The organism is Halohasta salina (assembly GCF_024178165.1).
GTDB lineage: Archaea > Halobacteriota > Halobacteria > Halobacteriales > Haloferacaceae > Halohasta > Halohasta salina.
This window is the reverse complement of the sequence record NZ_JAMZIE010000010.1, coordinates 1-15651: the sequence shown is the minus strand read 5'-3', so window position 1 is coordinate 15651 and position 15651 is coordinate 1. Positions and strand designations below refer to the sequence as shown.

General features: G+C 58.5%; 12 protein-coding genes and 3 pseudogenes. 12 read left to right on the top strand and 3 right to left on the bottom strand.

Features of this window, described 5'->3' with window-relative positions:
• Position 1 precedes the first annotated feature (1 nt).
• Complete coding sequence (locus tag NKJ34_RS14565) at positions 2-466, bottom strand: response regulator (RefSeq protein ID WP_253739042.1); 465 nt, start codon at positions 464-466, stop codon at positions 2-4.
• A 208-nt stretch (positions 467-674) separates the two neighbouring features.
• Here NKJ34_RS14565 and NKJ34_RS14560 point away from each other — a divergent pair, with 208 nt between their 5' ends.
• A complete protein-coding gene (locus tag NKJ34_RS14560; RefSeq protein ID WP_253739041.1) occupies positions 675-2888 on the top strand; it encodes a methyl-accepting chemotaxis protein in 2214 nt (737 codons plus the stop codon).
• A gap of 65 nt (positions 2889-2953) precedes the next feature.
• Positions 2954-4930, top strand: a complete 1977-nt coding sequence (locus NKJ34_RS14555) for a PAS domain S-box protein (protein ID WP_253739040.1) — start codon at positions 2954-2956, stop codon at positions 4928-4930.
• Between the two features lie 50 nt (positions 4931-4980).
• Here NKJ34_RS14555 and NKJ34_RS14550 read toward each other — a convergent pair whose 3' ends face one another.
• On the bottom strand, positions 4981-5217 hold the full coding sequence (locus tag NKJ34_RS14550) for a hypothetical protein (protein WP_253739039.1): 237 nt from the start codon (positions 5215-5217) through the stop codon (positions 4981-4983).
• A 206-nt stretch (positions 5218-5423) separates the two neighbouring features.
• Between NKJ34_RS14550 and NKJ34_RS14545 the strand changes: the two genes are divergently transcribed.
• From NKJ34_RS14545 to NKJ34_RS14530, 4 genes are all read left to right on the top strand, one after another.
• Complete coding sequence (locus NKJ34_RS14545) at positions 5424-6014, top strand: hypothetical protein (protein ID WP_253739038.1); 591 nt, start codon at positions 5424-5426, stop codon at positions 6012-6014.
• Positions 6015-6098: 84 nt separating this feature from the next.
• Positions 6099-7169 carry a signal peptidase I gene (locus tag NKJ34_RS14540; RefSeq protein ID WP_253739037.1) on the top strand — a complete coding sequence of 357 codons (1071 nt, stop codon included), beginning with the start codon at positions 6099-6101 and terminating at the stop codon, positions 7167-7169.
• On the top strand, positions 7166-7978 hold the full coding sequence (locus tag NKJ34_RS14535; protein WP_253739036.1) for a hypothetical protein: 813 nt from the start codon (positions 7166-7168) through the stop codon (positions 7976-7978). The genes NKJ34_RS14540 and NKJ34_RS14535 overlap by 4 nt, the downstream gene beginning before the upstream one ends.
• 158 nt (positions 7979-8136) lie before the next feature.
• Complete coding sequence (locus NKJ34_RS14530; protein WP_253739035.1) at positions 8137-9291, top strand: DUF5305 family protein; 1155 nt, start codon at positions 8137-8139, stop codon at positions 9289-9291.
• A gap of 613 nt (positions 9292-9904) precedes the next feature.
• On the opposite strand, the pseudogene NKJ34_RS14525 reads toward NKJ34_RS14530, so the two are convergent.
• A pseudogene (locus NKJ34_RS14525) lies at positions 9905-10580 on the bottom strand (IS6 family transposase).
• 184 nt (positions 10581-10764) lie between these two features.
• On the opposite strand from NKJ34_RS14525, the gene NKJ34_RS14520 reads away from it, so the two are divergent.
• The 6 genes and pseudogenes from NKJ34_RS14520 to NKJ34_RS14490 form a co-directional block, all read left to right on the top strand.
• Positions 10765-11124 carry a helix-turn-helix domain-containing protein gene (locus tag NKJ34_RS14520; RefSeq protein ID WP_253739034.1) on the top strand — a complete coding sequence of 120 codons (360 nt, stop codon included), beginning with the start codon at positions 10765-10767 and terminating at the stop codon, positions 11122-11124.
• Positions 11125-11697: 573 nt separating this feature from the next.
• Complete coding sequence (locus NKJ34_RS14515; protein WP_253739069.1) at positions 11698-12066, top strand: hypothetical protein; 369 nt, start codon at positions 11698-11700, stop codon at positions 12064-12066.
• Entirely contained in the window at positions 12063-12632 is a 570-nt protein-coding gene (locus tag NKJ34_RS14510; protein WP_253739033.1) for a hypothetical protein, read from the top strand. The genes NKJ34_RS14515 and NKJ34_RS14510 overlap by 4 nt, the downstream gene beginning before the upstream one ends.
• 148 nt (positions 12633-12780) lie before the next feature.
• Positions 12781-13665: a metallophosphoesterase gene (locus NKJ34_RS14505; RefSeq protein WP_253739032.1), complete on the top strand. Its 885-nt coding sequence runs from the start codon at positions 12781-12783 to the stop codon at positions 13663-13665.
• Between the two features lie 857 nt (positions 13666-14522).
• Positions 14523-15524: pseudogene (locus NKJ34_RS14495) on the top strand (RNA-guided endonuclease InsQ/TnpB family protein); the annotation flags it as partial.
• 56 nt (positions 15525-15580) lie between these two features.
• Positions 15581-15651: pseudogene (locus NKJ34_RS14490) on the top strand (IS6 family transposase); the annotation flags it as partial.

Below are 15651 nucleotides of genomic sequence, written 5' to 3'. Positions count from 1 at the left end.
TCTACGTATCAGAATATAAGGACTCTGCCGGGTACTGTGCCCACTCGAACCAGAACTGCCCGACAGAGTCGATGAGATCAGTGTACTCCGCTACCGTTTGTGGTGTTTTAACGTGTGCGTTGCCGCCGGTGCTGTACGTTATCTCGGCGTCCTCGTCGGGATCGAGTACGACCACGGGCACCGTCTCGAGACGTGGGCTGGACTTGATCGCATGGAGAACTGTCAGCCCGTCGGGTAACTCGAAGTCACACTGCAACAAAACGAGATCAGGATCCGTGTGGTCGACCGGTGATTCGCTGGAGTCGGCGAGCCGTTGGATCGCCGTCTTGCCGTCGGTGACGATCTCGATGTCGACCGGTCGACTGCAGGAGCTATCACACGCGGCTTGGAGATTAATCGGTGGCGCGCCAACGAAGAGTACCTGGAGTGTCCGAAGCGATTGTGCGGAGCTGTCACCGTATCCCATCAGGCGACTCCAGTGTAACGGGAGGTACTCATATAGTTCGGATATCCGTACCGTAATGGGGTGTAAAATTGCTCGCTAACCACGATGTTAGCGGCCGACTTACCGCAGCGTAAGCGTGGCCGTGTACACCCCGCTAACCGCAAAGTTAGTCGGTTACTTACCTAATTGAAACCGGTTTATTATATATATTAACTCCCCACTTCATAACATGCTTGAGCGGATCGAACTGAGTGGTATCGACCTCAGACCGAAAATCGTCGTCGCCTTCGTCGTCGTCGCGCTCCTCGTGGGGGTAACTGGTGGGGTGGGGTACTATTCAGTGGGAACGGTCGACGGGAAGGCCCACCACGTTGCGGACGACGCGCACAAAATGGACGCAACGTCGGAGATGATCTTTGCGGTCGAGACTCAGCAAGAGGCGATACTCCACGCACAACTCGGCCATACTCAGATGGGCGAACGGATGTTCACAGAGGGAGATGACCACTTCGAAGAGAAGGGCATCGGCGCGTTCGAGTCGTATGAAACGAGTGACGCGGAGAGTCAGCAGCTCTCGTCGATCAGTAAACTGCATGACGAGTACGACGCTGTCGCTGCCGAGTTCTTCGAAGCCCAGGCAGCGGGCAACACGGAGCTTGCCGCCGAAAAAGCTACCGAGGCCGAGGAAATCAGTGCCGAGCTCGAAACAACTGCACGAGAGCTGAAAACGCAAGAAGAAACCGACCTTACCCAGCAGATTGCCAGTGCCGACGAGACGGCCCAAATGGCCCAGTACGAGATGATCGGGTTGACGCTTGTAGCGCTTCTCGCTGCAATCGGTATCGGACTGTTCGTGGCGCGACGGATTACAGAACCAGTCACACAGCTCGAAGCAGCAGCCATCGCTGCCAGCGAGGGGCGGCTTGATGTCGAGCCCGACGACCACATCGAGAACGACGAACTCGGGCGGATGGTTGCTGCGTTCAAACGGATGCAGACGGAACTCAACGGCGTCTTTGATACACTCGAAACCGTCAGTCGGGGCCTGTCGGTTGGCGAGTTCGAGCGGGACCTCGATACGGCGTACTCGGGACGATACGGCCGTGTGATGACTGATTTGGACGAGGCGACCGATCAGCTCGACAATAGCTTCACCGAGATCCAGCGAGCCAGCCAACAGCTTGGCGAGCAAAACCTGGACCAATCGATCGAGACGGACAAAGCCGGACGCTACGGTGTCGTCCTCGAATCGCTCGAAGCGGCTGTTGGTCGACTCAACGGCAGTCTCACAACGGTCGACCGGATCGCCCAGGAGGTTGCAGCCTCCAGTGACGCCTCCGCGAACACCGCGGCCCAACTCGACGAAGCGAGCGATCAGGTCGCCGCGTCGGTCGAAGAGGTCACCGAGGCAAGCGAGGACGTCGCCCGATCCGTCGAGGAAATCAGTGCCGGTGCCGACGACCAGAACGATGATCTACGGAGCGTTGCTGGCGAAATGAACGACATGTCGGCCACTGTCGAAGAGATCGCCTCGTCGGCCGAAGAGGTCAGCGCAACAGCGGAAACGGCCGTCGATCGGAGCCGGGACGGCCAGCAGTACGCCGCCGAAGCAACCGAGGAGATCGACGCAATCGAGTCGGAGGCCGACAGCGCAGCCCGACAGGTCGAAACCCTCGATGCGAAAATGGACGAGATCAGCGAGGTAGTCGAGTTGATCACGAACATCGCCGAGCAGACGAACCTGCTGGCGCTCAACGCCTCGATCGAGGCGGCTCGTGCTGGCGAGGCTGGCGACGGGTTTGCCGTGGTTGCCGACGAGATCAAGGGACTTGCCGAGGAGGTCGGCGAAGCGACGACCGAAATCGAGACACAGATCGACGAGATCCAGTCGACGACAACCGAGACGGTCGAGGGGATGGAGACGATGACGGCCCGCGTCGAACGGGGCTCGGAGACGATCGAAGAGACGATCGAACTGTTCGACGAGATCGCACAGTCCGTCGAGGAGGCGGGAGCCGGTATCCAGGAGATCACGACCGCAACCGACGACCAGGCTGCCTCCACGGAGGAAGTCGTCTCGATGGTCGAAGAGGTCGCAGCCGTGAGCGAACAGACCGCAACGGAAGCGGGATCGGTTTCGGCGGCAACCGAAGAACAGACCGCGTCGCTCTCGGAGGTCGCCGATACCACCGAAGAGCTCGCACAGCTTGCGGATACGTCGACCGCAGACCGGCTCTCGAAGCTGTCGGAGACGCTCCGCCAGCAGGTCGCGGCGTTCGAACTCGAATCCACGACAGCCGATACACCGGCTGCAACACCGACAGCCGACACTCCGGCTGCGACACCAACAGTCGACACCCAACGAGATACCACAGCCGCCGCAGCCTCACGGTCGCCTGCCCAGACCGACGGCGGGAGCAAACTGGGGAAAGACGACCAGTGATCGACCACCGTCCGGATCACCGGGAACGAGAGCTGACCGAACTGCAGTAACACAGGCAACCACCGATGTCCGACACCCAACTCACGGCGACCACCGTACGCACGCGCCTCAACGAGATCGTTCGTCGAGAGACACCGATCCAGGAGAAAGTATCCGACGTACTCGACCTCGGGGTGGCGTATCTGGGGGCCGATTTCGGCTACCTCGCGGTGACCGACGAGCACACCGACCGTTGGGATCCCGTCGTCACCACGGAGCTTCCCGAGGGCGTTCCGGAGCACACCCCTCGTGATCTCTCTGCGACCTACTGTCGACGAACGGTCGAAGGCGAAACACAGGTCGCGCTCCACGATATTCCGGCGCAGGGGGAGACCGACGATCCGGGCTACCAGTCGTTCGGCTGTCACTGCTATCTCGGCACGCCGGTCGTCGTCGACGACGCACAGTACGGGACGGTCTGTTTCGTTGCCGAAGAGCCACGAACCGAGCCGTTCGATGACGCCGAGCTGTTGTTCGGCGACCTCCTTGCGCGAGTGTTGGGACACGAACTCGAATGCGACCGAAAGGAACAGCAACTCCGCAACCAGTCCAATCTGACAACCGTTCTCAACCGGGTGCTTCGGCACAATCTCCGGAACAGTATGACCATCATTCGGGGTCACGCGCAGCTGGCGGCCGATCAGTTGGACGACGACAGCCACTGTGACCGGGTACTGAAGGAGATGGACGAACTCATCGAGTTGGGCGAGACGGCCCGCGATCTGGAGTCGGTTCTCGATCAGACGGCACCCCGAGAGCCGACCGATATCGGCTCGCTTGCCACCTGTGTCGCCAGCACCGTCGAGGAGGCTACCCCAGCCGTATCCGTCACCGTCGACGCCGAAGACGAGGTCACGACAGCCGTCCGTCCGAGCTTCGAACAGGCACTCTCGGAACTGATCGAAAACGCGGCCAAACACGCCGGGACACGGCCAATCGTTGCGGTTTCAGTCGACCGGACGCCGACCGATGTCGTCGTTCAGGTCACTGACGACGGGCCGGGACTCCCGAAACAGGAACGGGAGGTACTCGAACACGGGGCCGAAACGCCGCTCGTCCACGGCAGTGGCCTTGGCCTCTGGCTCGTCCACTGGATCGCCACCACCCACGGCGGCAGCGTCGAGTCGACGGTCTGCGAGGATGGAACAACGATGACGCTCTCGGTGCCACATATCACGGGATCGTCTGCCGAGTCGACCCCGGCTGACAGCCAACTGCCCGAGCTCACGCGGGCTCGCGATCAGTACCATGCCGCCTTCGAAGAGTCCAACGAGGCGATGGTAATCACCGACGGCGACGCTCGGATTCTCGATACAAACGAAACCGCCTCGACGCTGTACGACCTTCCAAAAACGGAGCTTCGCGGCCGGTCGCTCTCCGATATCGTCCCCGATAGCATCGACTTCGAGGCCCGCTGGGAGACGTTGACAACGGAGGGTACTGTGCGGGATACGGTGACGGTCCTAGATGCAGCTGGTCGAGAGCGGATCATCGAGTACGCCGCCACCGCGAACATCGTCCCGGACCAACATCTCATCATCGCGCATGATATTACAGATCGAGTTCGCCGAACCGCCGAACTACGGCGAAAGACACGGGCGATAGATAACGCGCCGATCGGAATCACGATCAGTGACCCGCATCAGGATGACAACCCACTCATCTATGTCAATGAGACGATCTGTGAGCAGACGGGGTACGCCGAATCAACGATCCTCGGGCAGAACTGTCGGTTCATGCAGGGTCCGGGCACCGACCGAGACACCGTCGACAGGATCCGGACCGCAATCCAAGACGAGGAGCCGATCACCGAAATCATCCGGAACTACCGGCGGGACGGCACGCCGTTCTGGAACCGGCTCACGATTGCGCCGATTACCGACGAGGCGGGACGTCTCACGAACTACGTCGGGTTCCAGGAAGACGTCACCGGCTACGTTGAGCGCGATCAGACGGAGACAAGCCGTCAAAAAAAGCTCGATGTCCGGAAGCCCGTCCGGTGATTCTTTTCAGAGCCGGGGTTGCGAACGGAGCAACTGTCGGGCTCTCCTGATCAGTCGTCGGTTTCGGTCAGCTGTTGTCTCACCTGCTCCAGCTTGAGGTACGTCGCCATCCCGATGATTGTTGCTGGCCACAGGCCGACAAACTGCCCGCGCTGTTCGTCGCCACGGACGTAGTAGTAGTACAGCGCGAGGGCAACCGACCCGATCGAGGCCAATCCTGCCGGACCGAGGCCGCTCTCGTCTACTTCCTGTGCGATTCCACTTGAAGCGGGTTCGTCTGAGGTCATTACACCTGACATTTGTTTCGTATAAATATAAAACTACCTGCAAAATACGCACCTTCGAGTCGAGAATCGATACGATTCGGCTATCGGGGCCGTGAGAAGCGAGCTATGGGACGCTCCACACAACAGTACTTACCAGTCGGTAACCCGTTTACTAACTTATCAGTTAGCTTATATTTATACGTGTTACGCGTCTCGAACAGTATGTAATGTCACAACTTACGAAAACGCTGCTCGTGGCGGGCATTCTCCTTGTTGCAGGGGTTTCCGTCGGAACGAGTGCGTTCACCACCGCACAGGTCGACCGGCAAGCAAACGTAGACGTCGTCGCTGACGAGGCCGGACTGCTCGGACTCACCGATGGCACCTCCGGCGACCTGGTGTTCCAGGACGGCGAGGGCCAACTCGGCATCGACTTCACCGCGGGCACAGCAGGTGGCGCGAACACCAACGCCCTCTTCGAGTTGGGCAATCCGGCCGACCCGACCAACTCACAGGCGTTCATGATCACGAACAACGACGTCGAGTCCCACGTGATCAACACCGAATACCGGGCCAACACCTCTGATGCCACCACCGAGGACAACCTCAAATTCGAGGTCTACGACGGCAGCGGCGCGCTCGTCGACACGATCAGCGCCTCGGGGGCGACCGCATCCTGGGAGGCCCCGGCGAACACCGCCTACTACGTGGTTGTCACCGTCGATACGGGCCACAGTTCGGACCTGCTTGGACCGGACGCCGACCTCTCGGGCACCCTCGGCTTCAGCATCGATGACACCGTCGAAGGCGGGGCCTAAGCCCGTCGTAATCCGGACTTAAGCCCGTCGTAATCCGGACCTGAACCGCGACTCCGACCGCTTGCGTTCCCCACTTCCCATCCCATGATACACAAGGCTGGCATCGCTATCGGGCTGTTGATCCTCATAGCGATCGCTGTGCCAGCCGGTGCACCCCTTCAGATCTCGTATGTCTCCTCGGACAGCATGTCGCCGACGATCGACACCAACGAGGGGTACGTTCTCGTCCCGGTCGGGACGGTGCAACCGGGCGACATCATCACCTTCTACTCCGAGGAACGGGCAACGTACGTGACCCACCGGGCGACACAGGTCACCCCCGACGGCATCGTCACCAAGGGCGACGGCAACCCCTCGACCGACCAGGCATCGGGCTACCCCCTCGTCAAGCCGTCCGACGTCTCGGGGAAACTGCTGACGGTCGGCAACAGTGTGGTCGTCATCCCATACCTCGGAACGCTACTCGGGACGATCACGAGCTACTGGTATGTCGTCGTCGGCACACTCGCTGGCTACCTCCTGGTCGGCGGTTCGAGCTCCGACAGACGACGTACCCGGACACACGTCCTGCGAAGCCGGGAGATCGTCCTCCCGGTCGTGGTGTTGGTGTTCGTTTCGGGTGTCGTCTTCGTCTCGCTGGGGGCCGTCCAGGAGACGGAAGTCTACACCGTCACCGAGCAGCCGACGCCCATCCCGTCGACGCTGACCGTCGGCGAGTCGGCAACCGAATCGATCTCGCTCCAGATGACGAAATCACCGTTCGCGCACGTCGTGACCGAGACCGATGGCATGGAGATCGTTCGGATATCGCCGGAGTCGGGCACGGCTGTCGACAGCCAACCGTCAGCGGAAGCCATGGGCTGGCTTCCGTGGCATCCCTTCGAATCGTCGACGCGGACGATCGACACCCGGATTCCGGCACAGGAGACCACAGGGCCACACGCGACCAGTATTCGGATGCACCCCTACCCAGCAGTCCTGCCGGGCAAGCTCATCACCCGACTTCACGGGATTCACCCGCTGATCGCGGCGATCTCGACGGTCGGAACCAGCATTCTGCCGCTGTCGCTGGTCTACTGGCTGTTCGTCGACACGACCGCACCGCTTCGGAGCGGCCGCAGTCGGCTCGAACGAACGCTCGGAGGCCGCCGATGACCGTCGGTCGACGATCACGCTCACGATCCCGAAACGGGGCGAACAGTCGGGCACTGGTCCTCGTCGTCGGGCTTGCGGTTGGGCTTCTTGTCGCCGGGTTCGTGGTCGCACCCTCGGCGGCGGTTACGACCGGCTCTGTCGACCGCGGAACGGCTGCTCCGGTCGCTGACGACTCCGAGGGGTTCCTCGGAATCGACGTGACAGACGGTCTGCAGGCGGGTACCGAGGGGCGGCTCGTTACCGTAACGAACAACCTCAATCGGACGCTGACCGTCGACGTCTCGGCGGCGGCATCGCTGTCGAACAGTCAGGCGAGGCTCGGCCCCGGCGAGTCGCTGACGACGGCCGCGACAGTCGGTTGTGAGTCGCCTCCGAGCGACCTGGCTGTGACGATCGCTGCGAGCGCCAACGGGCAGTTCAGCGGGCAGGCGACTCGCTCCGCGCTGGTCGACACGAGCGACTGCGCGGACCCGACGCTCGCCTTCGGAACTGTCGAGATCGTCGATCGAACGACGAACGCGAAGGGCGGGAAAGCAGAGTACGCGGTCAGCTACAGTATCGAAGGCGAGACCGGCTCGTTCGACCGGGTGAGCGTCGACTTCGAGAACCTCGACCGGAACGACGGCGTCGAGACCAGAGAATCGAGTGCACAGAGCGACACGATCGGCTTCACAAGCGGTGGCCGGCGGGACGGAGACACCTTCGAAATCACGGTTCGACTGTTCGACGACACCGGAGAGATCCAGAGCGAACGGATCGTCGTCACCGATACGGCCGACGGCAGTGGAACGGGTCTTCAGGTGTCGTGAACGGACTGAGGGGTCGTGGCCGACTCCCGTAACGAGAGCGTCGACCGACTTACCTGGTCGTAAGCAGCCCGCTCACGCCGGAGTTAGCATACGCTTTTTGACACGTATGGCGGCTGTAGTAGTATGGACGCTACACACACGATCGTGGAGGCTATTGGATGACGAGTGATTTGGAGCTCCGAACAAAATACATCTGCGGCAAATACTGGCATCGTCTCGTCCCAGCGCTGCTCCTCATCGGCGTTATTGCGGTCGCCACGGCCGTCGGTGGCGTGGCCTCGGAACCCGAGCCGCAGCAGGTCACCGTCGAAACCGATTCGATGACCGTCGAGACGACGCTCTCGACCGAGGCGACAGTAACCGGAAACACGTCGCTGTACAATCGGAGTGAAACGCTGACCGACATGCCGGTCTACCTTCGGACGGCGACTCCGGAGGTGGAGTTGATCGCCGTCACGTCGACGCCACCCGACCGAACCGTCTCAGTCACACAGCAAATCGTCCTCGAACTGTCGGCGACGCGGAACGGAGAGGTCTTCTGGCGGGATTCACAGACGCTCGCTATCGACAGCCAAAACGTGACCGACGGCACGGCACGGACGCAAGTCACACTCGATGTCCAGCAGCTCGCCCGCGACCAGTTGGCGAACGTGACTGCCGAAGCCGGAGATATCGGTACGATCGAAGCACGGGTCTCGGCTATCGCGCTGTACGACTCCGGCAGCTACAGCGGCAGAGCGACCGCCGAAACCCCGCTGACGATTACCGACCGCGCATACGAACTCCGGACCCCACAACAGGACCGACAGACCAACACGACAACTGTCCAGCAGGCGGTCGCTGGCGGCGGGACGAGCGGTCTCTTCGGGCCTCGTGGTCGTATCCCTCCGCGTGATTTAGGGGTTGGCCTCGCTGGCCTTGCTGCAATCGGTCTCGCGGGGGGCGTGTTGTACACTGGACGGCGGATCGACGATTTCGATTCGTTCCGGCGGCAGTACGAACGGGTGCGATACGTCGAATGGATCTCTCGGGGGACGATCCCGGCGACGGGCAACTATGCTCGCGTGCCGGTCGAAGCGTTGGTCGACCTGGTCGACATCGCGATCGACTCCGAGAAACGGGTCATTCACGACACGAACAAGGACATCTACGCCGTCGTCGACGGGAACCTGATGTACGAGTATCGTGACGGCGAAGACGGCAACACCGACGAGTTCGGGTTCGCAGCGTTTGGGCCCTCGTCGACACCGTCAGAGCCGTTCGACCAGGAGCCGGAGCCGATGAATCACGACACCGACCGGCCGAGTGAATAATAATCTGTGCAGCTTCCGGCCACTTGATTATATAATTACAAGGCGAATACACCCGCCTTCCCGTGAGGAAGGAGTGTTCCGACCGCACAGGTCGGAACCGAATGACGAATAGGCGGGTGATGAAGCCGACGTGGTGAGAAACAAACTTCCATTCAGATGGCTACTCCGAGTTTCCCACAGCAACGTTTTAATTGACTGCCCGCTCTACATTAAGGTAGGAATCGGTCGGAACGGAGCGGATTCCGTCCTGTCCTTCGGAGGTGGTCTGTCCACCCACGAAACGAGGCAATATCCGAAACAGCAGTCAGTGAACACACATGCTAGAAGCGTGTGTCTGTGTTGACTGCTCACAGTGACTCAGAAAGATACCCCCGACTCTGCCGACGCCTGCTGGCATCCCCGTGGTCAAAACAACACCGGGATGCCGTACACGGTCGAGGATAGGGGTAACGGCCACTTGGCATGGCCAGCAATCCACTAGTCCGATGCTGTGGGACTACCCGTGCCCGAAAGGTCTGGTAGTCAGTTGCTTGGACTGCAAACCTGAAACTCCCACCGCTCGGGATTCCTCCCGCCTTCAGGCGGAGGAGGATGTCAATGTATTCGGCACTGTCTAGATAACCTCCTCAACTGGCGTCTGTCCATCGAGAGCTCGATGCGGTCGGTGAAAGTTATAGTATTGTACAAACTGTATCAACCACTCACGGACGACTGACCGACTGCCCACCCACGAATTATGGAAGCGGTCGATCCTCATTTTGAGTGTCTGAAACCATTTTTCGATCAGGTTTCGGTCAACGTAGTCAAGCCGACCGCTCAGTCCTAATCGAGCAAGGGCAGTCTGGTAGCCGTAGCCATCGACGAGAAACACGGTCTCGGAGAGATCGTGTTTCTCGGTCAGTCGATGGAGAAACGCAGCAGCTGGATCGGTGCCATGTCGTCCGAATAGCTCGACATCGAGAATCAATTTTGTCTCGATGTCTATTGCAGCATTCAACCAAGACCACTCGCCATTGATTTTGACAGCGGTTTCGTCAACCGCAACCCGCTTCGGCTTCGCCTCAGGCGGGTTGTGACAGCTGTCAGCTAGCTGATGTACCCACTGTCAAACTGCTTGATGAGAGCGTTGAACGCCCAATAGACGAAGAATTTCTCTTGTTTTCTCGAAGAGAACAGCCGGTCGCGTGGAGCTGGACGGCGAACACCCTGACGGGTGTCGCCGTCCGCTCACGCTCCCAACATTCTTGATAATCCGCCGCTAACGACTCGCTGAGCAGGTCTGCGAGCATTCTGACCAATTAACTCAACGACCTGCTCGCTTCTCAAACTGGCTTAACTAGACAGTGCCAACAGCGAAATCATGAATCTGAGTCGGAAGTTCGCCGTCGATCTAGGAGCGAAGTAGGATCTGCGAGCTCTCAACTCATTTTGAAGATCCAAATGGCTTAGTACATCCGATACATAGTGATACATATGCCAATCAGCGCGGACCGGTTCGAGGAGATTGACGACGACAGTGGTCCGAATCCGGGAACAAATGCACACGAGATTCTATCATTTCTTGAATCTCATCAGGACCAGGCATTCTCCCAAAGCGAGATTGCAAAAGAAACTGGCGTCACAAGAGGGTCCTTGGGGCCGACACTCGTCCGTCTGCGCGAGGCTGGGCGTGTCGACCACAGAGGTAACTACTGGCGTGTGAGTGACCATGTTCAGAGTGTGGACGCTGCGACGGATCATGCTGCCAAGGTCGCGGCAAGCCACGAAGATGAACCTATGGCGTACGACGAATGGCAAGACCACGCTGTTGACCCCCGTAAAGACCGTGAGTGACCGATACCAGAAAGGGGATGTCATCTGGGCACCGGATCCGTTCAAGCAGGGTTCTAATCCGAGACTGTGGCTGGTTCTCAGCGCCGATACGCTTCCGTTCCCCGGAGAAGAGTACCTCTGTGCTGCGCTCACAACAAGTGATCTCCCAGCGAATCACGAGGTTGGAGATGACTGGGTGACTGGCCGCAACCCCGACAAAACATCGTACTGTTCGCCGTGGGTTATCGGGACGATCAAACACCGAGTAGTTGCGAATCCCCAGGGACACATATCGATGGCATTCACAGATCAAATGACCGATCGGTGTGAGGAATTCCTGCGCGAGAAGTAGCGCCGGTTGGCAGCGGTCGCGTCGACCAGTCGGTAGATCATCATGAGAGTCACACTTTAGCTACAGCTCTTAGATCGGTTGGGAAGTACCGATCTTGAACACTGGACCTGTGAACTGCCTCGGGGTCAAGCCCCGAGGCACTCGCCTTGTTTCCTCTGTAGAGACTGTGTTCCCATTTAATATGCAAGCTCTGCGCAAACGCCGCAATGATTATCCTTCTGTGTGCAGAACTTGCACATAGGATGAGTGCAAGTGATGATCCCAGACGAGTCCATTTCCAGTCACCGGAATATCTCGTCGAGCGGCTTGATGCGATCGCTGACCTCTTCGACAAGGATCGCACGGATGTTCTTGTTGAGGCGATGCGAGAGTATATAGAGGATACCGCCGACAGCGAGACCTTCCAAGAGTTGGTCGCGACGAAGTATTACGATGACCAACTTGATTTCGAAACGGCAAAACAGCTCGTCGGCGCTGAGACCGCCCAACGACTCCGGCTTCTCAAATCTGACCTATCCGATGAACCGCTCGATATTGCTGCTCCGGATGACGTCGATATCTATGATGGGGACACCACGACAGTCGCGACCGACGAAGTCGACGATCAATGAGTAGGTCACGCCTACGGACGGTCGTTGCCGACACAAGTGCACTCGTAAGTCTCGCTGTTCCGCGTGCTGACGAAGCGTACGATACGACGACCGCGTCAGATCCGCTTCAGTATCTGCTCACCGCCTGTGAGGTTACTGTCCCGCCCGAAGTCGTCTCGGAGCTTCGTGACATCACACAGTACCAGGATATACACAGTGCTGCAGCTACCAACGTTCTCGCGGCTCAGGACTACTACATAGTCGAAGATCCGTATGCACGGTCGGATACCGCCGAGGCGAGACCAACATTCGGACTTGACGACGGCGAAACGGATGGCATCGTTCTTGCGAACGCACTCGGTGTCGACGGGTTTCTGACAGACGAATTCGGTGGGACCAATTTTGCACTCATCCATGCTGTCCTTCAGGGACCACGGATTGTGCCCACACCACGGTTGATCTGTGCTTACGCACGGAGCGGACATACGACTCACTCGGAGGCACGGTCACTCATTACGAATATTAGTCCGCATCGGAGCTGGGACAACAGCACCTACGTCAGTCAGGTGCTGTCTCTCTTGGACTGATCACCGTCTGTTGGGTGGTTGTACTGTACAGGCGCAGGAGAGCAGCTTTCAGCACACATCGACTACTGTCTGCTTAGCACTACCAACTGTCGCGGAATGTTGAGGCTGGTTACCTACAATGATAAGCCCAGAAAACCAAACAGTCTCCATGGATTACAGACCAGAGCGAACGCCGGATAGTATCGAGTGGTTTCGTGAACGTGGAGAGACGCCGACGGTTGTCAGTATCAGCGATATCCACGGCTATCTTGAGGCAGCACGCAACGCGCTCACAGCCGTCGGGGAAACTGATTCGTTTGACCCTATTGTCACCACCGACGAAGAGGGTCGACTCCACTGGGCAGACAACGAGTACCTCCTCGTGGTCAACGGGGATTTGATCGATCGTGGGGATCAAAACCGAGCGTGTCTGGCACTCTTGGAGCGACTTGCCGGTGAGGCTCCGTCAGGCCACGTCCGATATCATCTCGGGAACCACGAGATGGCGGTGCTGTTCTCCGAACGATTCCATTGGCCGGGTGTCTACAGCATCGAAATGGACGACGACCTCCGGCGGTCGTTCATCGAACACGTCGCGGCGGGTGACATCACTGTCGCCTTCGAGGGATACGAACACACCTACACACATGCAGGCGCGAACGAGGCGTTTGATGTCCAGGCCGCCAACGAACAGGCACAACAGGCTGCCCAACGACTCCTGACGCTGCTCGACGAGGACCGATACGACGACGAACAACTCGACGTTGTTGCAGACTACGAGCTAGTGTTCGGGACTGGTGGAACGTTCGGGAGGGGGGCGTCGGCAGGGCTGCTATGGATGGATTTCAGACACATGCAAGAGAACGCGCCACCACAGATCGTCGGTCACTCTCGGCACCGACAGCCGACCCGAACAGGAAACACCATCTGCCAGAACGTTATCCGCGACAATCTCGACTCCTCGGGTGGTGAAGCTGTGGTGATCGAATCTCCTGATGAGGTCGTTGCGGTCACGAACACGTCGAGAGGGGCGGCCGTGAGCACATTCGAGTGACACTCCGTTTTCCAACGAGTTGTGTGGCGTTCCGAAACGCCAGTCGACGACATCGGGCTCTCGGGAAGGTGTCGGTGCCCGAACGGCTGGGGAGTCTACACTGAACCCTTCCCATCTGCTAATGGGTAGCTTAGCGAGACTCGATTTCTTCGTCGACCCTTTTTTGAAATTCTTCATCGGACAGCCCTAGATAATCCTCACTGACCTGTTCGAGGTTCTCTCGCCAGTGGTCGATTCTCGAAATGCAGTACTCTCGTGGTGTCATCCCTGCGCGTCGAGCTTCGCGTTGGATGTGGGATGGAACATTACCGGACATCTTTCAGAACTCACCCTGTTGTGCGTGCTCCAAATCAGTCTCTAACCTGGTGATGTGTTTCTCCAAATCCTCGGAAGACCAGTCGACCATATGTCGATGCTGTGGAACAATACAGTCTTTCCGCGCTTCGATCATATTTCGATACGACAGTGACTCTTCCATCTCAGAAATAGCGTGTGCCTCGCGCGCCCATTTCAATTCCTCGCGTAGCTGTCGCTCATGGTGGTTTTGCGTATTCATTGGTGAACACAACCTGAATGTCCGACTAAAAATATATACAAGCATCATATATAAAACACAAGATTTCGTTTTGTTTATATGCCATTTCTGAACAGTCGCGGTAGAACTTCTTAAACCGCACAATCCGATTGCTACTTCAGTTTGATATCGAGATCTCGACCGTCGTTCACAGAAAAGTCAAGGCGGATGCCCCGAGGCTTGACCTCGGGCAGGAAGCCGACAACAACTGACGCAAACCACGTTCGATAGCAAGGCCGACTCCCGACTAATTAAATAACTCCGGCTTGATATGTGAAACACAGTGGAGTACCGTCGAACCGCCGTCATCAAACTCGACACTCCTGAAGGGGCCGACCCGCTCCTCCGTGAGACTGTCGAGCAGTTCAAACACTGCGCCAACACCGCCTCAGAGTGGTGCTGGTACGGCGACGACGGATACCACGTCACATCCAAACAGAAAGCCGAACGCGCTCTGTATGACCAACTCCGCGACGAAACCGACCTCACCGCAAACCTCGTTCAAAAGGGGATTCGGCGGGCTGTCGAAGCAGTCAAAAGTGGAGTAGAACGTCTCAAGCGTTGAGAGAATACGTCACGTCCCTATTTCTCTGCAGACAGCGCGGTGTACGACAAACGAAGCGCAACGTTCCACCGCGACCACGTATCCCTCTCCACCGTTGATGGACGTATCAAGTGCGACTACATCCTTCCCGACGACTCGGAAAGACCACCGACGAAGTACGTCTCCGACGAGGACTTCGAGTTCAGGATGGCACACTTACAGCACCGAGACGGCGAGTGGTACTTACACGCCTCGATGAGAAAGGTCGAAGCAGACGATGAACCCGAGTCCGATTCCAAGCACAGAACAGTCCTTGGTGTGGATTTGGGCGTCAACAACATCGCCGTCGCTTCGACGGGGCGCTTCTGGTCGGCAGACGAGTTCAACCACTGGCGCAGGGAATACGAGAACCGTCGTGGGTTGCTCCAACAGTGTGGCTCTCGCCACGCTCACGAGAACATCGAGAGTGTCGGTCGCAAAGAGACTGGACGATTCGAGATATACCTACACTCGGTGGCGAACGAGCTCATCGGGGAGGCCGTCGAACACGACTGCTCGCACATCGTGTTCGAGGACTTGACCCACATTCGGGAGAACATCCCGAAGGCGAGGTGGCAACATGTCTGGGCGTTCCGACGACTCTTCGAGTACGTCGAATACAAGGCCGAGGAGTACGAGGTGGCAGTCGTGCAGGTTGACCCTCGGAACACGTCTAAGCGGTGTTCGATGTGTGGGTTTACCGGCACTGTCTAGTTAAGCCAGTTTGAGAAGTGAGCAGTTCGTGGTTTGAGTTGTTGATGCTATCCCCAGAACTGCTCAGTGAGTCGTTAGACACGGCAAATCTTGAATGTTGGGAGCGAGAGCGGAC